The sequence below is a fragment of the Stenotrophomonas sp. SMYL11 genome, assembly GCF_036320005.1.
GTDB lineage: Bacteria > Pseudomonadota > Gammaproteobacteria > Xanthomonadales > Xanthomonadaceae > Stenotrophomonas > Stenotrophomonas maltophilia_A.
This window is the reverse complement of the sequence record NZ_JAWIRS010000005.1, coordinates 78,015-100,595: the sequence shown is the minus strand read 5'-3', so window position 1 is coordinate 100,595 and position 22,581 is coordinate 78,015. Positions and strand designations below refer to the sequence as shown.

Annotated in this window: 29 protein-coding genes; 27 read left to right on the top strand and 2 right to left on the bottom strand. The window is 65.3% G+C overall.

The window, feature by feature from the left end:
• The first annotated feature begins 2 nt into the window (after positions 1-2).
• The 20 genes from V3B46_RS10280 (at position 3) to V3B46_RS10185 (ending at position 16,091) form a co-directional block, all read left to right on the top strand.
• A complete protein-coding gene (locus tag V3B46_RS10280) occupies positions 3-356 on the top strand; it encodes a putative holin (protein WP_010481669.1) in 354 nt (117 codons plus the stop codon).
• Positions 349-624, top strand: a complete 276-nt coding sequence (locus V3B46_RS10275) for a phage holin family protein (protein WP_049401045.1) — start codon at positions 349-351, stop codon at positions 622-624. The genes V3B46_RS10280 and V3B46_RS10275 overlap by 8 nt, the downstream gene beginning before the upstream one ends.
• 1 nt (position 625) lies before the next feature.
• Positions 626-1,261: a glycoside hydrolase family 19 protein gene (locus tag V3B46_RS10270; protein WP_049401044.1), complete on the top strand. Its 636-nt coding sequence runs from the start codon at positions 626-628 to the stop codon at positions 1,259-1,261.
• Positions 1,261-1,782, top strand: a complete 522-nt coding sequence (locus V3B46_RS10265) for a hypothetical protein (protein ID WP_049401043.1) — start codon at positions 1,261-1,263, stop codon at positions 1,780-1,782. The genes V3B46_RS10270 and V3B46_RS10265 overlap by 1 nt, the downstream gene beginning before the upstream one ends.
• Positions 1,779-2,264, top strand: a complete 486-nt coding sequence (locus V3B46_RS10260; protein WP_049401081.1) for a phage tail protein — start codon at positions 1,779-1,781, stop codon at positions 2,262-2,264. The genes V3B46_RS10265 and V3B46_RS10260 overlap by 4 nt, the downstream gene beginning before the upstream one ends.
• Positions 2,261-2,722, top strand: coding sequence for a phage virion morphogenesis protein (locus V3B46_RS10255; RefSeq protein ID WP_049401042.1), 462 nt, complete (start codon positions 2,261-2,263; stop codon positions 2,720-2,722). The genes V3B46_RS10260 and V3B46_RS10255 overlap by 4 nt, the downstream gene beginning before the upstream one ends.
• Before the next feature lie 86 nt (positions 2,723-2,808).
• Positions 2,809-3,699, top strand: a complete 891-nt coding sequence (locus V3B46_RS10250) for a baseplate assembly protein (protein ID WP_049401041.1) — start codon at positions 2,809-2,811, stop codon at positions 3,697-3,699.
• Positions 3,692-4,243, top strand: a complete 552-nt coding sequence (locus tag V3B46_RS10245; protein ID WP_049401040.1) for a phage tail protein I — start codon at positions 3,692-3,694, stop codon at positions 4,241-4,243. The genes V3B46_RS10250 and V3B46_RS10245 overlap by 8 nt, the downstream gene beginning before the upstream one ends.
• Before the next feature lie 11 nt (positions 4,244-4,254).
• Positions 4,255-7,461, top strand: a complete 3,207-nt coding sequence (locus V3B46_RS10240) for a tail fiber protein (protein WP_329891847.1) — start codon at positions 4,255-4,257, stop codon at positions 7,459-7,461.
• A gap of 10 nt (positions 7,462-7,471) precedes the next feature.
• Positions 7,472-8,044, top strand: a complete 573-nt coding sequence (locus V3B46_RS10235; RefSeq protein ID WP_049401039.1) for a hypothetical protein — start codon at positions 7,472-7,474, stop codon at positions 8,042-8,044.
• A 107-nt stretch (positions 8,045-8,151) separates the two neighbouring features.
• Positions 8,152-8,718: a phage baseplate assembly protein V gene (locus tag V3B46_RS10230; RefSeq protein ID WP_049401038.1), complete on the top strand. Its 567-nt coding sequence runs from the start codon at positions 8,152-8,154 to the stop codon at positions 8,716-8,718.
• On the top strand, positions 8,715-9,074 hold the full coding sequence (locus V3B46_RS10225; protein WP_049401037.1) for a GPW/gp25 family protein: 360 nt from the start codon (positions 8,715-8,717) through the stop codon (positions 9,072-9,074). The genes V3B46_RS10230 and V3B46_RS10225 overlap by 4 nt, the downstream gene beginning before the upstream one ends.
• Positions 9,075-9,089: 15 nt before the next feature.
• On the top strand, positions 9,090-10,262 hold the full coding sequence (locus tag V3B46_RS10220; RefSeq protein WP_329891846.1) for a phage tail sheath protein: 1,173 nt from the start codon (positions 9,090-9,092) through the stop codon (positions 10,260-10,262).
• Between the two features lie 22 nt (positions 10,263-10,284).
• Complete coding sequence (locus V3B46_RS10215) at positions 10,285-10,794, top strand: phage major tail tube protein (protein WP_049401035.1); 510 nt, start codon at positions 10,285-10,287, stop codon at positions 10,792-10,794.
• Positions 10,795-10,852: 58 nt separating this feature from the next.
• A complete protein-coding gene (locus V3B46_RS10210; protein ID WP_049401034.1) occupies positions 10,853-11,182 on the top strand; it encodes a phage tail assembly protein in 330 nt (109 codons plus the stop codon).
• Between the two features lie 8 nt (positions 11,183-11,190).
• Positions 11,191-11,307 (top strand): GpE family phage tail protein, encoded by a 117-nt coding sequence (locus V3B46_RS10205; RefSeq protein WP_049401033.1) that lies wholly within the window; start codon positions 11,191-11,193, stop codon positions 11,305-11,307.
• Between the two features lie 12 nt (positions 11,308-11,319).
• Positions 11,320-11,457, top strand: coding sequence for a hypothetical protein (locus V3B46_RS10200; protein WP_192840497.1), 138 nt, complete (start codon positions 11,320-11,322; stop codon positions 11,455-11,457).
• 22 nt (positions 11,458-11,479) lie between these two features.
• Positions 11,480-14,689 carry a phage tail tape measure protein gene (locus V3B46_RS10195; protein WP_049401032.1) on the top strand — a complete coding sequence of 1,070 codons (3,210 nt, stop codon included), beginning with the start codon at positions 11,480-11,482 and terminating at the stop codon, positions 14,687-14,689.
• Between the two features lie 11 nt (positions 14,690-14,700).
• A complete protein-coding gene (locus V3B46_RS10190) occupies positions 14,701-15,099 on the top strand; it encodes a phage tail protein (protein WP_049401031.1) in 399 nt (132 codons plus the stop codon).
• Positions 15,096-16,091, top strand: a complete 996-nt coding sequence (locus tag V3B46_RS10185) for a phage late control D family protein (protein WP_049401030.1) — start codon at positions 15,096-15,098, stop codon at positions 16,089-16,091. Before V3B46_RS10190 ends, V3B46_RS10185 begins: the two co-directional genes overlap by 4 nt.
• On the opposite strand, the gene V3B46_RS10180 is transcribed toward V3B46_RS10185, so the two are convergent.
• Together V3B46_RS10180 and V3B46_RS10175 are read right to left on the bottom strand one after the other, a co-directional pair.
• The gene (locus tag V3B46_RS10180) at positions 16,088-16,819 is read right to left on the bottom strand and encodes a TIR domain-containing protein (protein ID WP_160314116.1); all 732 of its coding nucleotides are present in this window, start codon (positions 16,817-16,819) and stop codon (positions 16,088-16,090) included. The two genes, V3B46_RS10185 and V3B46_RS10180, sit on opposite strands and share 4 nt — an antisense overlap.
• 327 nt (positions 16,820-17,146) lie before the next feature.
• Entirely contained in the window at positions 17,147-17,578 is a 432-nt protein-coding gene (locus V3B46_RS10175) for a helix-turn-helix domain-containing protein (protein ID WP_049401027.1), read from the bottom strand.
• 84 nt (positions 17,579-17,662) lie between these two features.
• On the opposite strand from V3B46_RS10175, the gene V3B46_RS10170 reads away from it, so the two are divergent.
• The 7 genes from V3B46_RS10170 to V3B46_RS10140 all read left to right on the top strand — a co-directional run bounded on the left by V3B46_RS10170 (position 17,663) and on the right by V3B46_RS10140 (position 22,547).
• On the top strand, positions 17,663-17,995 hold the full coding sequence (locus tag V3B46_RS10170; protein WP_049401026.1) for a helix-turn-helix domain-containing protein: 333 nt from the start codon (positions 17,663-17,665) through the stop codon (positions 17,993-17,995).
• Positions 17,992-18,336 carry an ogr/Delta-like zinc finger family protein gene (locus V3B46_RS10165; protein ID WP_080355156.1) on the top strand — a complete coding sequence of 115 codons (345 nt, stop codon included), beginning with the start codon at positions 17,992-17,994 and terminating at the stop codon, positions 18,334-18,336. The genes V3B46_RS10170 and V3B46_RS10165 overlap by 4 nt, the downstream gene beginning before the upstream one ends.
• 66 nt (positions 18,337-18,402) lie before the next feature.
• Positions 18,403-18,609 carry a hypothetical protein gene (locus V3B46_RS10160; protein ID WP_049401025.1) on the top strand — a complete coding sequence of 69 codons (207 nt, stop codon included), beginning with the start codon at positions 18,403-18,405 and terminating at the stop codon, positions 18,607-18,609.
• Positions 18,606-19,175 (top strand): hypothetical protein, encoded by a 570-nt coding sequence (locus V3B46_RS10155; protein WP_239669758.1) that lies wholly within the window; start codon positions 18,606-18,608, stop codon positions 19,173-19,175. The genes V3B46_RS10160 and V3B46_RS10155 overlap by 4 nt, the downstream gene beginning before the upstream one ends.
• On the top strand, positions 19,175-19,483 hold the full coding sequence (locus V3B46_RS10150; RefSeq protein ID WP_049401023.1) for a hypothetical protein: 309 nt from the start codon (positions 19,175-19,177) through the stop codon (positions 19,481-19,483). Before V3B46_RS10155 ends, V3B46_RS10150 begins: the two co-directional genes overlap by 1 nt.
• Positions 19,483-19,740 carry a hypothetical protein gene (locus V3B46_RS10145; protein WP_049401022.1) on the top strand — a complete coding sequence of 86 codons (258 nt, stop codon included), beginning with the start codon at positions 19,483-19,485 and terminating at the stop codon, positions 19,738-19,740. Before V3B46_RS10150 ends, V3B46_RS10145 begins: the two co-directional genes overlap by 1 nt.
• 107 nt (positions 19,741-19,847) lie before the next feature.
• Positions 19,848-22,547, top strand: a complete 2,700-nt coding sequence (locus V3B46_RS10140; protein ID WP_049401021.1) for a toprim domain-containing protein — start codon at positions 19,848-19,850, stop codon at positions 22,545-22,547.
• Positions 22,548-22,581 lie beyond the last annotated feature (34 nt).

Here is a 22,581-nt window from a genome sequence, read left to right as displayed (position 1 = left end):
AGATGACCGAACCAACCTCTACCGGCAGCATGGCCGCACTGGCAACGGGCGTCGGCCTTGCGTCGATCCTGCCGGGGATCCAAACCGATGCGTTCCTGGGCGCGTTCGCCGGCGCCACCCTGTTCGTCGTGTCGGCCAAGAATCTGCCGATCTGGAAGCGCCTGGTGTATCTGGCCATCAGCGTGGTGGCCGGCTACCTGGGCGGCACCGAGGTGATGCAGCGCTTCGGCGTGGTGTCCACGGGCCTTGCCGCGTTCATCTGTGCGGCGGTCATCGTCACCCTCACCCTGAGCCTGATCGAGCGCAGCCGCTCGGCTGACGTGACCCGACTGCCGCGTGGAGGCTCCGATGGCTGAGTTCCTGACCACTGCCACGCTGCTGTGCAGCCTGGCCATCTGCATCCGCCTGCTGACCTACCGCCCGGCCCCCGGCGCCAACCACCGCCCCGCCATGGCCTGGTGCGCATGGCTGCTGATCGCCGCCACCGGCGGCCTGGCCCTACAGATCATGCTGCAGGGCGCCCGCGTCCACGTCACCGTCTGGCAGCTGCTACTACTGCTGGTCCTGCTGGTGGCCACCTATCGTTCGCGCGGCAACGTCGCGCACCTGTTCGGGAGCAACTGACGTGCTGACCGCCTCACAACTGGCGCAGATCATGCAATGCCCGCTCGCCCGTGCTCAGCGCTGGGTGGCGCCGTTCAATGCGGCGATGAAGCGCTTCGGGATCAACACCCCCGTGCGCGCCGCCTACTTCCTCGCGCAGGTCGGCCATGAAAGCCTGAGCCTGTCGCGCGTCGAGGAATCGCTCAGTTACAGCCGCGAGCGCCTGCTCGAAGTGTTCGGCAAGTACGTCGAAGGCCCCGAGGCGGCTGCATTCGTCCACCAGCCGGCGAAGCTGGGCAACCGCGTCTATGCCAACCGCAACGGCAATGGCAACGAGGCCAATGGCGACGGCTACCTGTATCGCGGCCGTGGCCCAATGATGCACACGGGCAGGGGCAACTACGAGAACATCGGCCACCTGATCGGCCAGCCGCTGGAAGAGGTGCCTGCCCTGCTGATCGAACCGGAAATCGGCGCCATGGCGGCGGCGGCGTTCTGGCACGACAACCGGCTCAACGCCTACGCCGACCAGCGCGACGTGCTGAGCGTCAGCCGCGTGGTGAACCTGGGCAACGCCCGCAGCCGCGCCACCCCGAACGGGATGGCCGACCGCACGGCACGCACCAACCGCGCCCTAGCCGTGCTGGGCGCACGCTGATGCTATACCGCGCCCTTGCCATCGTGGTCCTGATCGCCGGCACCGCCGGCCTTTTCAGCTGCCAGCAGGCGCGCGTGAGCCGCGCCACTGCAGCACTGGACCGCGCCAACGTTGCCCTGGCCAGCGCCAAGGCCGAGAAGAAGGATCTGGCCGGCAAGCTGGAACTGGCACAGGGCACCACCCGCGTCGTGACCAAGTATGTGGATCGCGTACAGATCGTGCGCGAACGCGGCGCCACCATTACCAAAGAGGTTCCCGTCTATGTCACTCCGACTGCTGATGCCGCTTGCGCTGTGCCTGCTGGCTTCGTGCACATCCACGACGCCGCTGCGGCAGGCATCGCCCCCACCGGAACTGCCGGCGATCCTGATGCGCCCGCTGCCGGCGTTACGCTCTCTGCCGTCGCCGAAACCACCGCAGCCAACTACGGCCAGTACCACGCCGCCGCCGAGCAGGTGACGGCGCTGCAGCAGCTGGTCACCCAGCTGCACACCGCCCTGGCCGAGTGCGCGCGGCGATGAAGAAGCCCCAACTGCTCCGCCAGCACCTGATCGCGGCAATGCCGACGCTCGCCGCCGATCCGGAACGCCTGCTGGTGTTCGTGGACGACGGCGGGCTGGTGGCCAGCTTCACGGCGGGCCTGTCCTTCCAGTACCGCTACACCCTCGAACTGATCCTGCGTGACTTCGCCGGGGCGCCCGAGGCCGTCATGGTGCCGCTGCTGCAGTGGCTTACCCGGCATCAACCTGAGCTACTGGCCAACCCCGAAAACCGCGAGAAGCTGACCTTCGTGGTCGACGTGCTGAGCGACTCGCTGGTGGATCTGGCCATCAAGCTGCCGTTGACCGAGCGCGTGCGCGTGGTGCAAGACAATGCCGGCGCATTCCAGCTGGAATACCTGTCCGAACCGCCCACCGAATGGGAACACCGCCACTCCCTGGCTGGTGGCCCGCTGTTCGCTGATGGCGAAGTCGTGGCAACGCTGCCGGCCATCGTTGAATGAGCGAGGATCTGCAGCGGCTGGAGGCTTGGGTGGCACCGCTGCTGCAGAGCCTGAGCGCCTCTGAGCGCAGCCGCTTGGCGCGCAAGGTTGGCACCGCCGTGCGCCGCTCGCAGCAGATGCGCATCGCCAGCCAGCAGAATCCTGATGGCACCCCCTTTGCAGCTCGACGCAACCCACCGCCGCGACGGGCCAAAGCCGGCCGCATCAAGCGGCGCGTCATGTTCGGAAAGATCCGGCAGGCCAAGCACCTGCGGGTGCGTGCCAGTGCGAGCGAGGCGGCGGTGGGCTTCGCCGGGCGCGTCTCGCGCATCGCCCGCATTCACCAAGAAGGCCGCACCGATACCGTGAGCAAGGGTGGCCCCCGCGTCACCTACGCGCGACGCGTGCTGCTCGGCTTCACCAACGCCGACGAACAGCTGATACGCGAGCTGATCCTCGATCACCTGCACACGCTGTAGCGTAAGCGGCCGCGCTACACGCTGCATTCCGCAGCCTCGCGCGCGCGCGATGGGAATCTGGACCGGACCCATCAGCCGGTGCATCCGTGTCCTCATTTACCGCCATCGAAGTCGATAAGCTGCCGGCGCCGGACATCTTCGAACAGCGCACGTTCGAGGCCATCTTGGCCGAGCGCCTGGCCGAGTTCCGCCGCCTGTGCCCCGACTACACCGCCCTGGTCGAATCCGATCCGGTGATGAAGCTGCTGCAGGCCAGCGCGTACCGCGAGCTGGTACTGCGTGAGCAGTTCAACCAGCGCGCACGCGGCCTGCTGCTGCCCTACTCCATGGGCGCCGATCTGGACAACCTCGCGGTGCCGTTCGGCGTGCAGCGCAAGCTGTTGAAACCGGCAGATCCAAAGACCAACACAGCCGCCGTCTACGAGAACGATGCCGCGTTCCGCCGCCGCATCCAGCTGGCGCCGGAAAGCCTGTCGGTGGCCGGCCCCGAAGGCGCCTACATCTTCCACACGCTATCGGCACACCCGGACGTGCTCGACGCCAGCGTGGCCAGCCCGTCGCCGGGCAAGGTGGCGGTCACGGTCCTGTCGCGGCAGGGCAACGGCACACCGTCGGCCGATCTGTTGAAGATCGTCGAGGCCGCACTGCTCAACGACAACGTGCGCCCGCTGACCGACTACGTGACCGTGGCCCCAGCCACCGTCAAGCCGTTCGAGATCCGCGCACGGCTGGTCACCTTCAATGGCCCTGACAGCGCCCTGGTGCTGGCCGAGGCCCGCCGCCGCGTGGATCTGTTCCTGCAGCAGACCCAGCGCCTGGGCCGCGACGTGCCGCTGTCGGCGCTCTACTCGGCCCTGCACGTCGATGGCGTCCACCGTGTGCAGCTGATGGCGCCCACGGCCGATATGCCGGTGGATGCGCAGTCTGCGCCGTTCTGCACCCGCGTGGTGATCGAGCACGGCGGCACCGATGCCTGACACCGCTTCCCTGCTGCCACCCAACTCCACGCCGTTAGAGCGCGCGGTAGAGCGCGCCGACGCTCAGCTGTCGGCCGTACCGATGGTGCACGACACGCTCTGGAATCCGTGGAACTGCCCGGCCGAGTTCCTGCCGTTCCTCGCGTGGAGCGTGTCGGTCGATACCTGGGACAGCGATTGGCCCGAGCGCATCAAGCGTGCCCGCATCGCCAGTTCGTTCCAGATCCAGCGACACAAAGGCACTGCCAAAAGCATCGCCGACCTGGTCGCCAGCTTTGGCGGTCAGGTCCAGATCCGCGAGTGGTGGCAGTCCACACCACAGGGCCAGCCGCACACCTTCGACCTGTTCCTAACCATCAGCGGCGACGGCGGTCAGGACTCATCAGCCGAGTTCGTGCACCAGATCGTTGACGCAGTGAACCGCACCAAGCCCGTGCGATCGCACTTCACTTTCACCCAAGGCATTCAGGCCGACAGCCAAGTCGGAGACGTCGCAGGTGCCCGAGCGGCGGTCTACCGCCGCCTGACGATGACCGGAGATTGACCCCCATGCGCATGAAGATCACCACCGCTGGCCGCGCAAAGCTGGTCAACGCAAGCAACACCGGCACCAACACGGTGCTGATATCCCACATTGGCCTCACTGCCACTGGCTTCACCCCCACTGCGGCCATGACGCAGCTGCCGGGCGAGTTCAAGCGCATGACCACCTTCGGCGGCAAGTCGGTGGCGGCCGATACCATCCACGTCACGCTGGAGGACAGCGGCGCGGAGAAGTACACCCTGCGTGGCTTCGGGCTGTACCTGTCCGACGGCACCCTGTTTGCGGTGTACGGCCAGGCCGACGCGATCATGGAGAAGGCCACCATCTCCACGCTGCTGCTCTCGGCAGACGTGGTGCTTGCCGATATCGACACTGCGCAGATCAAGTTCGGCAGCACTGAGTTTCTGAATCCGCCGGCCACCGAAACTGTTGCCGGTGTGGTCGAGCTGGCGGACAGCCCCGAAACCATCCTGGGCGCCGATGCCGTGCGCGCAGTCACCGCTCGCGGATTGAAGGCGACGCTGGATAGCCGTTTCGGCGCCAATGCTCCGACGCCGTTCGTCAAGACGCTGCTTGCCCAGGCAACGGCCGCGGATATCCGTACCAGCCTCGAACTAAAGGGCGCCGCCTTGAAGGACATGGGGCACGGCAAGGGGCTGGACGCCGACACGCTCGACGGCAAGCACGCATCCGACTTCCCGCAGGTCGGCGAGGTCCAGACCTCGTACCTGATAGCTACCAACAGTGCGCAGAAGCGTTGGATCAAGCTGGGCACACTCCTGTGGGCCGGGAGCGGCGCGAGCATCCTGATGCTTGAGATCACCTGCGGCGGTATCGGCGGGCGCCGCTTTGTTACTGATTTCGTATCGGCGTCGACGCGTGGCTACGACACTTGGATGACTGCACTAACGCCGGCACATGTAGACGCGATGGTCTATCCGGCACGACTGGGGGGCTTTGACTCCCTCAACGACAGTGCGCGTTACGGGATGGTCCTGACTCAGAACAGCGCGGGCGTCTCCACCGGCGTTGAACTGTGGATGCTGCAAGGGGCGTATAACCACGGCCACCGCGTGCGCCCGGTAAACGTCCTGAACGCGACCTATCACGGAGTCAAAGACTTCTCGACGGTCGAACCAAGCGGAATCGTCTATGCGACGGTCGAACCGGTCGCCTCTGTCTCGGATCTGCGACGCCTGGTCGAAGTCACAGAGAACAGCTGGGGCCGTCGGCAGACCTTCGCCCTTGGCTTGTCCCTGCCTAGCGATCAGACCATCGACCTCGGGAAGGGCGGTGGCGGCTTGCGTGGAACGGACACCGGCAGCGTGGTGCTGGCAGCGGGCGCGGGGGACACAGGGGAGTCCGGGGGCTACGTGTACCTGCGGCCCAATGGTTCCTCCAATGCCAGTGGCCAGCTGGCGCTCTACAAGAACGGCAGGGCGGAGATGGCGGCCGCCCGAGTGGGTCTCGGCAATGGCAGTGCCGATGGCACCGTTCTGCTCGAACTGTTCTCCCACCGGCCCTGGCATTTCCGGCAGTTGGCCAAGGATGGCGACACGGTGTTGGAACTATTCGACACAACCGGTGGCAAGCAGTTCCGTCTCACGAACACCACCAACTCGCGCGTAATCTCGTTCAACCCCACCTCTGGGCTCGTTGAGGCACCAGAATTCCGGGGCATGCTCAACGGCAATGCCGTCACGGCGAGCAAGCTGGTGACACCTCGCACCATCAACGGCACAGCCTTCGATGGCTCTGCCAACATCGTGAGCACATCGTGGGGCGCCTACCGTAAGGTGACCATCGGAAACACCACCAAGGATCTAAACGGTGGCGAGAATTTCGGGTGGACACTGGCCGAGATCGGCGCCGGATCGGCGGCTGACGTGGCTGCCCGCGTTGCGTTTGCGCCGCGAACACAGGATGGCAGTGGTTGGCTGGCTGCATACGACACCTACCGCTCCCACCTTCGCAGCGCGGCTGTGGATGATTCGATGCCGTCGGCATACACGCACGCCATTTCATTGCCCAGCTACGACAATGCGCGAGGGTTGGCCCTGGCGTGCAGTTTTACCAGCGCCAACCGCTTTTGGATGCGAGCGCGCCACGACTCTGCCGGCAGCACCGCTGAGACTCGGTGGAAGCCTTGGGTCGAGCTGTGGACGAACGCCAACTTCGATCCTGGGACCAAGCTGGACCGCGCTGGTGGCACCGTCAACGGCACGCTGCTCTTTGAAAGCTCCAGCGTCTTCCGGTTCATGGCCAAGACGCCGACGTATTTCCAAGGCCCCGATGGCGCCGGGGACAACGTCATCAACTTCACCCGCAACGGGAAGGCCGACTACACGATGAACGTGTTCGGCTCGCTGACCGTGGGCGGAGAGCGTGTGTGGCATACCGGCAACTTCGCGCCCAGCACCAAGGCCAATCGGATCCCCGGCCAGGTCATCATGTTCGCGGGCAAGACCGCCCCCAGCGGCACCCTGCTGTGCGACGGCGCCGCCGTGTCGCGCACCACCTATGCCGAGCTGTTCGCCGCCATCGGCACGCTGTACGGCGCAGGCGATGGCAAGACCACCTTCAACGTTCCGGCGATGCTGGAAGGCACCGTGGTCACCCACACGCAGAAGCCGGAGACTGTTGGTAGCACCACCAGCGGTGAGGTGATCCGGCACGCGCATGGCGCATCGTCCGCCAGCGCCGGAACCCACACCCACACCATCTCGGTGGCGGGCGGTGGTGCCCACTCGCACAGTGCCAGCGCTGCCGCCGCCGGCGAGCATACCCACGGCGCATGGACCGATTCGCAGGGCCACCACGGGCACACCGGCGGCACCTCGGCGGCAGGCGAGCACAACCACGTCGTGCCATTCGGCGACAAGATGACCTATCCGTGGGGCACCTACGGGAATCAGGATCAAGCAGGTTCACGCGCGAGCGGCGTGGACTACGACAACAGCTGGCCATACTCCAACGCGGCCGGCTCGCATACCCATGCGTTCAGCACGGATGGTGCTGGTGCCCATGCCCACAACATCGGCATGAACAACGCCGGCAACCACACCCACACCATTTCCGTCGCGCAGGTAGGCGATCACGGCCACAGCGCATCGGCTGCAGACAGTGGCGCGCATTCCCACGCGGTCACGGTGAACAACACCGGCGGCGACCGCAACCTGCCGGCCGGTCTGCGAATGATCTACTGCATCACCTACTGAGGAACGGAGCATGTCCAACGAAGCCCGCTTTGCCCACGCCTTCGATCCCGCCAACCGCGCCTATATGGGTCCTGTGCGCCTGCAGCCGTCGCCCGACGGCATCTGGCACCTGCCCGATGGCACGGTGGACGTGGCCCCCACACAGGCCGCCGGCCAGTGCCAGGCGCTGCGCCTGGCTGATGACGGGAGCCGCTGGGAGCTGGTGGCCGACTTCCGCAACCGCATGCTATGGGACACGCGCACTGCGATGGCCGTCCCCAATCGGCTCGCGCTCGGCGAGCCCTTGCCGAGCGGCGTCACCCTGGCCGAGCCATTCCGTCTGGATGGCACCACGCCGCAGTGCAACGCTTGGGACGCCGTTCGAGGCGAGTGGACGCTGCAGCCCGATTACAGCGGGCGGCCGATCTGGAACAAGGGCGATGGCAGCTTCGCCGCGCCGCTGCTGCGTGGCCAGCCGCTGCCCGCCACCGTGACCGATCACGCCCCGCCCATGGAGCGCAGCGGGCCGATCACCTATGACGACGGCGCGGGTGCTTGGGTGGAGACTGCAGGCGGTGATCCCACCGCAGCACAGCCAAGCTGATACCGCCCCATCACACGGCGGCGCGATCCGCTCGCCCGCCGTTGTAGCGGTCCCATCTACCGCCCGCGCTCCGTGCGCGCGCGAGGGACCGCCGGGAACATGGGGGCATGGATAGCGCCCTGCCCCAACAGATCAACAACCTGCTGCGCGACGGTGTGGTGACCGAGGTCGATCACGCCCGGCACCTGTGCCGCGTGCAGACGGGCGAAGCGCACACCGACTTCCTGCCGTGGTTCAGCGCTGCCGCCGGCGAGCTGCGGACCTGGGCACCGCCGAGCAGCGGCGAACAGGTGGCGCTGCTGTGCTGCGACGGTGACTTGGCCAACGCCATCGTGCTGCGCGGCTTGTACTGCGAGCAGTACCCGGCGCCGTCGACCAGCCCCAACCTGACCCTGATCCAGTTCAAGGATGGCGCCATGGTCAGCTACGACCACGTCGCGCACGCCCTGTCGGCCGTTCTGCCCGCTGGCGGAACCGTCGCCATCACCGCCGACGGCGGAACCACGATCACCGGCCCGGTGACGATCAAGGGCGCCACCAGCATCGAAGGCAAGGTGACGATCACCGGCAAGGTGGAGGTGTCTGACGACGTGGTCGCCGCCGGCATCAGCCTGACCAAGCACAAGCACCCCGGCGTGCAGCCGGGCGGTGGCACCACCGGGGCGCCGGCATGATCGGCATGGACGCCCGCAGCGGCGCGTTCAGCGATGACCTGGCACACCTGCGCCAGTCCATCGCCGACATTCTGACCACCCCCATTGGCTCGCGTGTGCAGCGTCGCGAGTACGGCTCGCTCCTGCCGGAGCTGATCGACCAACCGTTCAACGACGAAGCCCGCCTGCGGCTGTTCGGCGCCACCGCCACCGCGCTGATGCGTTGGGAGCCGCGCATCAGTCTGACCCGTATCGACCTGGTCCACGGCGACGTGGCCGGCTCGTTCGTCCTCGACCTGCAGGCCCAGCTGGCCACGCCGAGCGGCGCATCGCGCAACACCCGCCTTTCCGTACCACTCCGCTTTCCCACCCCTTAACCGCAGGAGAAGCCCATGGCCACCAACGGCTACCACCACGGCGTGCGCGTCATTGAAATCAACGGCGGCACGCGCCCGATCCGCACCGTCTCCACCGCCGTGATCGGCGTTGTCTGCACCGGCGAGGATGCTGACAAGGACGCATTTCCGCTGGACCGCCCGGTCCTGATTACCGACGTGCTGAGCGCTGTCGGCAAGGCAGGCAAGACCGGCACCCTGCGCGGCACGCTGCAGGGCATCGCTGACCAGGGCAACCCGATTGTGGTTGTCGTGCGCGTGGCCGGCGCCGGCAATGACACCGACACCACGGCCAAGGTCATCGGTGCCGCCGAAGGTGGCCGCTTCACCGGCCTGCACGCGCTGCTGGTGGCACAGGCCCAGGTGGGCGTGCGTCCGCGCATCCTGGGCGCGCCGGGGCTGGATACCCAGCCGGTCACCGCTGCGCTGGCCATCGTCGCCAAGAAGCTGCGCGCCATGGTCTACGCCAGCTGCGCTGCGAGCGCCAACGTGTCCGAAGCCATCGCCTACCGCGAGCAGTTCGCCGACCGTGAAGTGATGCTGATCTATCCCGACTTCATGGCCTTCAACACCGCCACCGCATCTACCGGCATGGCCTACGCCGTCGCCCGTGCGCTGGGCGTGCGCGCCATGACCGACCAGCTGCAGGGCTGGCACAAGTCCATCTCCAACGTGCCGGTGGCAGGCGTGACCGGCATCAGCCGCGACGTGCATTGGGATCTGCAGGACCCCAACACCGACGCCGGTCTGCTCAACGCGGGCGATGTGACCACCCTCATCAACTCCAACGGCTACAAGTTCTGGGGTTCGCGCACCTGCAGCGATGACCCGTTGTTCCAGTTCGAGACGGCCACCCGCACCGCACAGATCCTGTCCGACACCATCGCCGAGTCCCGTCAGGTCTATATCGACAAACCGCTACACCCGTCGCTGATCCGCGATTTGCTGGAGAGCATCAACGCCAAGTTCCGCGAGCTGGTCTATGCCGGCTACCTGATCGGCGCCAACGCCTGGTACGACGAAGCCGCCAACGCGTCGCAGTCGCTGGCCGATGGCCAGCTGGTGATCGACTACGACTACACCCCGGTACCGCCGCTGGAAAACCTGCAGCTGAACCAGCGCATCACCGACCGCTACTTCGCCGATTTCCCGGCCCGCATCAGCGGCTAAGGCCGCATAAGGAACCAATGCCATGGCTCTGCCCAGCAAGCTGAAAAACCTCAACCTGTTCAACGACGGCCTGAGCTACATCGGCCAGGTCACCGAGTTCAAGCTGCCCACCCTGGCCCGCAAGATGGAGGAATACCGTGCCGGCGGCATGGTCGGCCCCATCGACATCGACCTGGGTCAGGAGAAGATCGAGGCCGAGTGGAAGTGTGGCGGGCTGATGCTCGACGTGCTGCGCCAGTACGGCGCCGTCTCGCACAATGCGGTGCAGCTGCGCTTTGCCGGTGCCTACCAGCGTGAAGACACCGGCGAGGTGGATTCGGTGGAAATCGTCATCCGCGGCCGCCATTCGGAGATCGACTCGGGCACCGGCAAGGTGGGCGACGACACCGAGTTCAGCGTCAAGACCTCGGCCAGCTACTACAAGCTGACCATCAACGGCCGCACCGAAATCGAAATCGACATGGTCGGCATGATCTTCGTGGTCAACGGTGTTGACCAGCAGTCCGCCATCCGCCGCGCTATCGGCGCCTGATCCCTTTCCCCCTTGCCCGGCCGCTCTCACGGCTGGGCCAACCCTGTGAGAGATGCACATGAATACCGAATCCAACACCAGCACCACCACCGACGAAACCACCGGCACCAACGTGATCGTCCTCGAAACCCCCATCCAGCGCGGCGAGCAGGTGATCCGCTCCGTCCGCCTGCGCAAGCCGACCGCTGGTGACCTGCGTGGCATCAAGCTGTTCGACCTGGCGCAGATGGACGTGACGGCGCTGACCACTGTCCTGCCGCGCATCAGCCAGCCGATCCTGACCACCGCCGACGCCGGCAAGCTGGAACCGGCCGACCTGATCGAGATCGCCCGCGTCATCGGTGATTTTTTCGTGCCGAAAGCGGAGAAGGAATCCCTGCCTGCGTAGAGGATCTGATGGCCGATATCGCGGTGATTTTCTCCTTCACCCTCACCGAGCTGTCGGCCCTCTCCCTGTCTGAACTGATCCATTGGCGCCAGCGCGCCTATGACCGAAGTGGAGCCCAGCAGTGATACAGTCCGCCCATGGACACCCTTATCGCCATGCTCTTTGCACTGTTCCTGCTGGCTTCGGTCGGCGGGCTGCTGCTGTGGGCGTTCAGCGCTGGATGCCGCTTCCTGGCCGCGCTGGTAGCCGATCCCACGGACACCACGACGCCGTAACACGCGCATCGGTTGTCGTCGCATGAGCGGCGGTAACCTTCGCCTGCAGGTGGTGTTGGAAGCGCTCGACCGCGCCAGCGCCCCGTTCAAGAAGGTCATGGCCGGCAGCAAGGGCCTGTCCACCGCCCTGCAGGAACAACAGACCAACCTGCGCCGCCTCAATGCCGCCCAGCGTGACGTTGCGGCCTACCGCCAGCAACAGCAGGCGGTGCGCGCCACCGAACAGAGCCACCTGGCCGCGCAGCTGCGCGTTGCCGCTCTGGCCCGCCAGATCAAAGAGGCTGGCACCCCTACCCGCAAGCTGAGCCGCGAGTTCGCGCAAGCCAAGGCTGCGGCTGCACAGCTCAAGGGCCAGCACCAACAGCAGTCGGTCGAGCTGCAGCGCCTGCGCGGCAGTCTGGACCGCGCCGGCATCAGCACGCGGCAACTCGGCGCGCATGAACGCAAGCTGCGCACCGATATTGCCGCCGCCTCCCAGCAGATGGAGGCGCAGCGCACTCGCTTGGCTGCACTCGATGCGGCGCAGGCCCGTAGCCGCAAGATCCACAGCGCCGGCATGAACGCCGCCGCCCACGGCACCGGCGTAGCGTTGGCCGCGTTCGGTGCCCTGCGTGCGCAGACGCTGCCCATCGCGCAGGCCATGAGCTTCGAGTCGGCCATGGCCGACGTGAAAAAGGTGGTCGACTTCGACACGCCGGACGGCTTCGAGAAGATGGGTCGCGACATTGAGGAACTGTCGCGCCGCCTGCCCATGGTGCCGACCGACATCGCCAAGATCGTCGCCGCCGCCGGCCAGGCCGGCATCGCCAGCAACGAGCTGACCCGCTTCGCCGAGGACGCGGCCAAGATGGGCGTGGCCTTCGATACGACGGCGGAAGACGCCGGCCAGACGATGGCCACATGGCGTACAGCGTTCCGCATGGGTCAGGACGACGTTGTCGTGCTGGCCGACAAGATCAACTACCTGGGCAACACCGGGCCGGCCAGCGTCCAGAAGATCAGCGAGGTGGTGAACCGCATCGGCGCGCTGGGCGAGGTCGCCGGCCTCGGCAGCGGCCCGCTGGCCGCGCTGGGCGCCACCGTCGCCGGCATGGGCATCGAGTCGGAGGTGTCGGCCACCGGCATCAAGAACATGCTGCTCACGCTGTCCTCGGGCGAGGCCGCGACTTCGCGTCAGATCGCATCGTTCGAGAAGCTGGGGCTGAAGGCCGGCGATATGGCCAAGGCGATGCAGGACGACGCCGGCGGCGCGATCCTGCAGGTGCTGGAGAAACTGAAGCAGCTGCCCAAGGCCGAGCAGGCGGCGACGATGACGCAGCTGTTCGGCCGCGAGTCGATCGGTGCGATCGCACCGCTGCTGACCAACCTCGATCTGTTGAAGGAGAACTTCGGCAAGGTCACCGACGCGCAGAAGTACGGCGGTTCGATGAACGCCGAATATGCCGCGCGTGTGGGCACGGCAGAGAACGGTTTGATCCTGCTCAAGAACAGCGCCACCGTTCTTTCACAGCGCCTGGGCAAGACCCTGCTGCCGACGGTCAAGGAACTGGCCGCGCGCGTGGCCAAGGTCGCCGACCGCATGGCCGAGTGGGTGACCAAGAACCCGCAGCTGGTGGCCACCATCGCCAAGCTGGCCATCGGCGGTACCGCCCTGGCCACTGCGCTCGGCGGTTTGCTGGTGGCCGGCGGCGTCGGTGCCATGGCGCTGACGCAGATCCACAAGGGCGTGATGCTGCTCAGTGGCGGCGGTGGCATCGGCCGGCTGGTTGGCCAGGTGCTGTCGCTCGGTGGCCGTGCGTTCCCGATGCTGCTCAATGTCGGCCGCATGCTGCTGCCGATGCTGGGCGGCATCAGCCTGCCGGTGCTCGCCATTGGCGCCGCCGTGGCGGTGGTTGCTGCGCTGGTCTGGAAATACTGGGAGCCGATCAAAGCGTTCATGATCGGTGTGTGGCAGGGCGTGCTCGATGTGGTCAATCCGATCATGGCCGAGCTGATGACCGCGCTGGAACCGCTGGGGCCGGTGTGGACGCAGGTGTCCGATGCCATGGGCAAAGCCTTGGCATGGGTGCAAAAGCTGTTCACCCCCTTCAAGGCCACAAGCGAGCAGCTGCAGGGCGCCACCACTGCCGGCCGTGGCTTCGGCCAGGTGCTGGGCCAGGTGCTGACCGTCAACCTGCGCATGGCCGTCGTCGCTGTCGGCTGGCTGGTGAAGGCGTTCACCTTCATGCTGCCGATCATCCAGAACGCCGTCGGCGGTGCGTGGACGTACCTGCAGGGCGCGTGGCAGCTGATCGTCGGCCTGTTCACCCTCAACGGGGACAAGATCCGGTCGGGCCTGACGGCCATGTGGGACGGCGCCAATCAGATCCTGCTCGGCTGGCCAGCGAGGATGATGCAGGCAGGCATCGACATGGTGCAGGGCTTGGTCAACGGCATCACGTCCAGCGGCAGCGCCGCGATGGATGCGGTGGCCAACATCGCCTCGGGCGTGATGGATCGCTTCAAGGGTCTGCTGGGCATCCACAGCCCGTCGCGTGTGTTCGCGCAGTTTGGTGACTTCACCATGCAGGGCCTGGCCGGCGGCATCGACCGAAGCCAGAGCGAGCCGCTGCAGCAGGTGACCAACGTTGGCGACCGCATCACGCAGGCCGGTGCCGGCATGGGCGAGCGCATGCAGCAGGCGGGCGTGGGCGGCACCGCCGAATCAGCCAGCCGCCTTGATGAACTTCGCCAGCGACGCATCGCCCGCAACGGCTCGGACGCCGATACCGAACGTGCCACCGCCAGCCGTGACCGCCTGCGTGCAGCAGCGGTTGGCGGCGAGCGCGTGACGCAGATCAGCGCCGGCATGACCCAGCGCATGCAGGGGCCTGCGGCCAACAGCGCAGCCGGGCCGACCCGACTGGACCAGCTGCGCGAGCAGCGCATTGCGCGCCTGGGCAACACCGCTGACACCGCACGCGCTACCGCCAGCCGCGACAAACTGCGCCAAGCATCGGCCGGATTCGCGCTGGGCGCCGCTGCGTTGCCCGTCATGGCCGCAGCCGCTCCGGTGATGGCCCCGGCGGCTCCGCAGGCCGCAGCGGGCAGCACAGGCGCTTCCGCCTACACCATCAACATCCAACCGCCGTCCGGCGCCGACTCCCGCGAGATTGCGGATCTGGTGCGGCAGGCCATTGAACAGATCGAGCGCGACAAGGCCACCCGACGCGGTGCCCGGCTCAGCGACTGAGGACCACCACCATGATGATGACCTGGGGCACGTTCGTGTTCTCCCTCTCCACCGCCGCCTACGGCGAACTGCAGCGCCAGATGACCTGGCGCCACGCCAGCAGCGACCGCGTCGGCGCCCGCGCAGCCCGGCAGTACGTCGGGCCGGGCGATGACACCATCAGCCTGCAGGGCACCATCGCCGGCGAGCTGGCCACCGACCTGCAGGTGCTGGACAAGCTGCGCGAGCTGGCCGACCAAGGCAAACCGCAGGCGCTGGTGGAGGGCACGGGCCGTGTCTACGGTGCCTACCTGCTGACCAGCCTCAGCGAAACGCGACGCGAGCTGTTCAGCGACGGCACGCCGCGCCTGATCGACTTCCAGATGCAGCTGGAACGTGACGACGACGGCGCAAGCGAGGCCATCGCATGAGGGCCAGCCCGTACCCGATTCCCGCGTGGCGGGTCGTCCTAGACGGCGTGGATCTGACCGAACGGCTGGCCCCGCGCCTGCTGGATCTGTCCCTGACCGAAAGCCGTGGCGACGAAGCCGACCAGGTCGATCTGCGCGTGCACGACCATGACGGCAGGCTGGCCCTGCCTCGCCGGGGCGTCACCCTGCAGGTGGCCATCGGCTACGAAGGCAGCGGCCTGTTCGACAAGGGCACCTTCAAGGTCGATGAAGTAGAACACAGCGGCTCGCCCGACATCATCACGATTCGGGCGCGCTCGGCTGATCTGACCGGCGCGACTCGCCGCCGGCGCGAACGCAGCTGGCACGACACCACCCTGGGCGACATTCTCAGCGCCATTGCGGGCGAGCATTCGCTGCGCACGTCCGTGGCCGCGGATCTGGCGGGCGTTGCCATTGCCCACCTCGATCAAGCCAACGAGAGCGATATCAACCTGCTCACGCGGCTGGGCAAACGCTTCGACGCCGTGGCCACGGTAAAGGCCGGCACGCTGATCTTCGCGCCTATCGGCGCTGGCACCACAGCCAGCGGCCAGCCTCTGCCTGGCGTGCGGATCACGCGGGCATCGGGTGACCAGCACCGCTACAGCGTCGCCGACCGCGAGAAGTTCACCGGCGTTCGAGCCTATTGGGGTGACCGCAAGGCAGCACGCCGCACGGGCGTGCTGGTGGGCACGTCCGAGAACGAAAAGAAGCTGCAGGCCACGTATGCCACTGCAGATGAGGCGCGGCAGCACGCAGACGCCGAGTTCAAACGGCTGGACCGAGGCACCGCACAGCTGAGTTATCGGCTGGCCATTGGTCGAGCCGACATCTACCCGGAGCAGACGGTTACTGTCAGCGGCTTCAAACCTGAGATTGATGGCACCGACTGGCTGGTGGCCAAGGCCACGCACACCATCGACGGCAGTGGCGGTTTCGTAACCGCGCTGGAGCTGGAACGAGGGTCCTAGCCTCCGCCGAACTCGCGGCGCAATGTGGCCAGGACGTCGCCATACGCCTCCCTTATGCGGTCCTTGGCAAAGGGAATGTATTGCACACCCTGCACGTTGGAGAACTGCTCGACGCCCTCTTCCAGCAAGATTATGGCGCGCGAGAATCCAAGTCGGCCTTGGAATAGGCCCGCTTCGTGGATGACGTTCTGCCTTGCGCGGAGCGCGCCAGACTCTTGCATATCCTCGCCAGTCATAACTAAGACTGCGAACGATGACCTCGCCGCCATAGATTCAAGGATGTCGCGTATTGAATGACCCGCGCGGGCGCCGGATTCGTAGCATTCGACACGATAGTCGTGCTGATCACGAAGATGGTCCCGCAGATCTTTCCACGCTGGATTCCTTCCATGGCCAACGAAAACTACAGGGCTGTCTGCAGGGACCGCCTCAGCTCCCTGCTTATTGTCGAAAGGGCTGAAAATGCGCTGTACGTGGGCACGCGTGGGCGCTCGTACGTCCACAACCGCTGACCTGGGGAACTGAGTCACCTGGATACGTACTGATCGCGCGTCAACGATGAAGCCATAGCCTGTTCCTTGTGGTATCGCCGCATAGAATTCGTTCTCATCGTCGAACCGCCATTGACCGTCTGGCAGATCTACCTTGAGCGATTCATGGACCACTTCGGCTTTGGTTTCGCCTATGACTTCGCGGACGGCCTGTATCGCCGCGCGCACGGTGTCCACCGAGAATCGAGTGCGTGTGAATTCTGTGCCTCTTTCCATTGCATTCCCCTTGCTGAAAGCTGGCCTACGCCAGAGCGATTTTCGCTGCTTCCCATGGTTTCGAGGGCGGCGTTGATGCAACGGTCGCGGCGCACTGATACGCACCTGTCCGGTGAACACCTGGCCAATCACGGCCCCTTCAAACACGGTCTGACCCTTGCAAACGCACGTCGCCGCACCACGCTCCACACCATCACCGCAACTCATAATCCATCACACCGTATAGCGCGCCACACCGGCGCCTCTTGCGATGTGAGTTAGCGGCCTGAATAGAGCGCGGCGTAAGCGTTATCGGCTGGGTTTCTTTGATGCTTTAGGGGCCTTGACAACGATCTTTTGCCCACGCAGATCCACATCGCCGCTGATCTGCTGGCCGATGCTGGTGTTCTCGAATGAAGTGCGGGGCGCTGCCGCTGTCACCGCCGGTGTAACCCCGCGTAATGCCGCCATGACGGCCGCGCGTGCCGAAGGCGACGCCGTGCGCCACGCATCGAGCAGATCCGCATCGGGTTCGGCCAGTCGCTCGCGGTTGCCGGTCAGCACATACACGATATCCGCGCCGAGTTCGTAGGCGGCGGTCAGGTAGGCCGCACTCGCTCCAACGCTGTCCACTTCGTAGAAGATCTGTGTGCGCTTGGTGACACCGCATGCCACACCCATGGCCTCCTGGGTAAGGCCCAGTCGCTTCCTTTCTTCTTTCAGCCTCAGACCCACACTCACGCTCAAACCTCCTTGACAGGTGAAACATCTTTCACTGAACATAGTGAAAGATATTTCACTGCTCGCTTAACACGGGGAAACGGGATGACCGCCACACGACGCACAACTCTGCCGAAACTGCGCACGCCTGAAGAAGCTCGCCAGCACCTGCGCGACATGGGCATCACCGTCGTTGCTTTCGCCCGGCAGAACAACCTCGACCGTCACTCGGTCAACGATGCGCTGCGCGGCGTTGGTAAAGGCAATTTCGGCAAGTCGCACGACGCGGCTGTCGCGCTTGGCATCAAGCGCGATCCCAATTCTTGCACAGTTCCCGCCACTTCCCGTCAGTCGCCCGCAACGCGTGGCAAGAGCGGTAAAGCTGTGCCGAAGACCACCGTCGCCAAGAAGGCTACCAAGGCTCGGGGCAAGGCATGAGCGCCGTGGTGGGTCAGCGCGCCATATTCACCTGTGACGTATGCGGCACGCCGTTGACGAAGCGCACCAGTGCCCTACAGCACCGTCATCTGCGCACCGACGCCTACGTGTGCCAAAACCCGGTGTGTGGCGCGACCTACGTTGGGCATTCTGAGCTGACCAGCATCTCCAGCCCCAGCGGCATGCCCAACGCACCAGCCTGCGAACTGCCGCAGACGCCCGGCTACGAGCGCGCCCTGCTGCTGCAGCGCTGGAAAGAAGACCGAGGGAACGTGCAACTGGATTGGATCGACGCTCCCTCAACACGCTCACCGGACGGCGGCGACTTGCCCGCCGTCTGATTCACCTTTCCCCTTCCACAACGAACTGACCTGGCGGCTGCGGCCGCCGGCTAGGGAGTGCTGTGCATGATGCGACACAAAACCCAGCGTGACGGATGGTCTACCGCCACTCAGCCGAACTTTGTCACCAGCCCCAGCGGGGTTGAGTACGTTCCCTACACCGAGAAGGCCCACAAAGCCGCTGAACTGCGCGCCCTGGTCGAAGCCCACATCGCCGCCGGTGGCGACTACCAACAGCTGCCGAACAGTGCCGCCGAACAGGTGTCTGCATGAACCTGTTCGCTGCTGTATTCGGTTCCCACACTTTCCGTCATTTCCCCTTGACTTCGCCGGGCTGGGAGAGCATTGTCTGCCGCAAGGAGCGTAGAAACTCCGAGGATACAGCGGTAACCGCGCCCGTCAGCTTTGCGGTTTTTTTGCGCCCGCAAAACGAGCGCACCGACGCTTTCTGCGTCGGGAGGGCGGCAGTCATACAACACCCGCAAGGGGAAAGCTGCCCGCCGGTCTGTATCCCGGTTTCTACCCTCCCGACACCCTCGGTGCGACGCGTAGAAACGTCTCGCCGAGGCCATACCTCGGATACAGGAGACGTCTCCATGCCTCATGGCGCCCCTTCCACGCCCGGCAATCCTTCCGCGCGTCAAATCTCGCTCGCCTTCGGCCTGATCGCCGACACCCTCGAATGGCCCAATGATGCGTATCAGGCGTTCATCACGCGCCTGCTCGCCGTCGGCGTGTGCCCGCTCGCAATCACCCTGGGCGACGTGATCGCCGCCTACACCGCTACCTGCGATGCCAGCGGCGGCGCTCCCAGCACCGACGACAAGGCGGTGCATTGATGGCCGGCGTTTCCAACGTAGTAATCCCCGAAACTGCCCTGCGTCCGGTGATCGTGCTGGAGACACAGGTGCCGGGCTTTGGCCTGCGCGCTTCCTTCGACCAACGCGGCGTGCTGTATCTGGCGTTGATACACGTCGAATCGGACGCGGCCGCAACCGTGTCCGCGCACAAGTCGGGGGATGTGCTGCGCGCCGCCACCGAGGGCATCCAGACAGGAACCGTGGTCTACCTGCTCGCCAAGGGCGAGGCCGACCGCTTCTTCCAGTGGCTGCGCAGCGGCGACGCCTATCCGGGCGGGGTGAACTGATGGGCAGCCAGAACGGCCATCTGCCGCCGCACCGCAACCCGCCGCCACCCGATGCTGACCCACACGGGCACCTCATCAGCGCCGCCGACGTGACGCGCCTCTGGCGCATTTCCTACGCAGTGGAGTTGATCGCGGTCCTGCCTGCGGAGGCAGCAAAGGTGCTGGGCATCACGGCCGACCACACCTCGGCCGTCGCCGAGTACATCACCGATGACCTGCGCGGAATTCTGACTAGGTCACGCCCGGCCGACGAGTAATGCACTACCCCTCCCCGGCAGCGCACCACCGCCGCCGGGGAGGTCAGGAGAGAACCATGCAACACCACCGCACCGCCGCCAGCGCGGCGAACGAAGGCTGAACCTCCATGCAAGAAGAGATCCGCCAACAGGTACTCTCGCGCGTCCAGCGCGACTATGGCCTCAAACACCGCAGCGGCACCGAGTACATGCGCGGGGGCAAGTGCCCCCACTGCGGCAAGAAGGAGCTTTACACCAGCTACCTCAAGCCTTGGGTGCTGCGCTGTGGCCGACAGGCCAAGTGCGGCCATGAGGTGCGCGTGCGCGACCTCTACGACGATCTGTTTGACGACTATTCCAAGCACAACCCGCAGACACCGCAGGCGCCACATGCTGCGGCCGACGCGTACCTGGCCACAGGTCGTGGCTTCAACGTCAAGCCACTGCAGGGGCTGTACGTGCAGGAGAGCTACTACGACTCCAACAAGCGCCAGGGCACGGCCACTGTGCGATTCCCGCTTGTAAAGGGCGGCTGGTGGGAACGACTGATCGACAGGCCGCACCGCTTCGGAAAGATGAAGGCGCGCTTCGCGCCGGGTGAGAGCTATGCCGGCGTGTGGTGGAGCGCTGGCGCGCTCGACCAGCTGCGAACCGCCCGTGAGGTCTGGATCGTGGAGGGCATCTTTGACGCCGTCGCGCTACTACAGCGGGGAATCTGCGCCGTTGCCGCTATGTCGAGCAACGCCTATCCGGAACTGTCCCTAAAGGAACTGAGCGCCGCGCGTCCCAATGATCTACCCGTGCTGGTGTGGGCGCTGGACAACGAGCCCGGCGCACGTGGATTCACGGCTAAGCACATCCGCCGCGCCGAGAAGCTGGGCTACCGCTGCAAGGCCGCGCAGATCGAGCAAGCCGGGGACCGAAAGACCGACTGGAACGATCTGCACCTGCGGGCACAGGCCGCCGAAGATGGCGATAGCGTGTGGCAGGCCGACTTGGAACTGGCCCGGCACAACGGTGCATTGCTGCTGGCACGCACCGCGATGGAAAAGGGTCTCATCGTGTACGAGCGCAGCAAGAACGTGGAATTCCATGTCGAACATGGCTCGCGCCTGTTCTGGTTTCAGTTTGACCCGCTTCGCTTTGAGAAGCTTTGCAAAGACCGCATGGTCGACCGCGACCTTACCGACGAAGACGAGCTCGAAGCCGAAGAACTGGCAAAGCTGCAGCGGGCCAGCGCATCCGTTGTAGAGATCGCCAACTGCTATCCCGAAGCGCTCTACTTCCAGAAGAACGATGCGACCGAGGAAAGCTGGTACTTCTTCCGTGTTGATTTTCCGCATGACGCTCCGCCGGTAAAGGGCACCTTCACCGGCGCGCAGATCGCCAGCGCAACCGAGTTCAAGAAGCGCTTGCTCAGCCTCGCTCAGGGTGCGCTGTTCTTTGGAACGGGAAGGCACTTGGACAAGGTGATGGACGCGCAGACGTTCGGCATCAAGGACGTGGCCACGGTCGATTTTGTCGGCTACAGCCCCGACCACAAGGCGTACATCTTTGGCGACCTGGCCGTGCGCGATGGCGCGCTCACCGTTGCCAATTCCGAGGATTACTTCGAATTCCCGAAGCTGCGCGTAAAGACCACACAGCGGTCGATCCGGCTGGACATCCAGCGCGACCACGAAGCCTACCGAACCGAATGGCTCAACTGGCTCTGGACGTGCTTCGGCACCAACGGCATGGTTGCCCTCACGTTCTGGTTTGGCTCACTGTTCGCCAACCAGATCCGCTATGCCCACAAGTCATTCCCGTTTCTCGAAGCAACCGGCGAGGCTGGCGCGGGCAAAACCACGCTGCTCACGTTCCTCTGGAAGCTGCTGGCGCGTAGCGACTACGAAGGCTTTGACCCGATCAAGTCCACCAAGGCCGGCCGCGCCCGTGCGATGGGCCAGATTTCGGGCATGCCTGTCGTGCTGCTGGAAGCCGACCGTAGCGACAACGGCGACAAATCACATTCCAAGTCATTCGATTGGGACGAGTTCAAGCCCTGTTACAACGGTGGCAGCTTGGCCACGCGCGGCGTGCGCAATGCCGGCAACGAAACCTACGAGCCGCCGTTCATGGGCACCCTGGTAATCAGCCAGAACGCCCCGGTGGACGCCAGCGAGGCGATCCTGACGCGCATCGTGAAGCTGCACTTCAAGAAGCCCAACGCGACCACCGAGAGCCGGCAAGCGGCCGACAACCTCAACGCCCTGCAGGTCGAGGATGTAAGCCACTTCCTGCTCAAGTCGGTTCGCGCCGAGGCCGCAGTGATGGATAAGTTCAACGAGCGCGTGCGCTTCTACGAAGCCCGGCTGCGGGAGAACAAAGACCTGCGCATGGAGCGCCTCATAAAGAACCACTCGCAGATGCTGGCATTGCTTGATGGACTGCGCCTGGTCATCGACGTGCCCGAGGAAATGGTGATCGAGACGCGCAAGGCGCTGACCGGGATGGCTATGGAACGCCAATCGGCCATCAGTGCCGATCACCCGCTGGTCAATGAGTTTTGGGAGACCTACGAGTATCTGGAGAGCATTGGCGCGGGCGAACGTCCGGTGGTCAATCACTCCCGCGATCCTCAGCGCATCGCCATCAACCTCAATGATTTCTTGGCACGGGCCGCGCAGCACAACCAACCGGTGCCTGACCTCAAGGTGCTGCGCAACTATCTGCGTGACTCACGCCGCCACAAGCTGATCGACGCCAATTTGACCGTGAATAGCGCGATCAAGATGGACAGCTTTGGCAAAGGTGCAGCGATTCGCTGCTGGGTTTTTGGGAAGTAGAAGTAGAAGCGGGCCGGCGGGAGGAGCACCACCT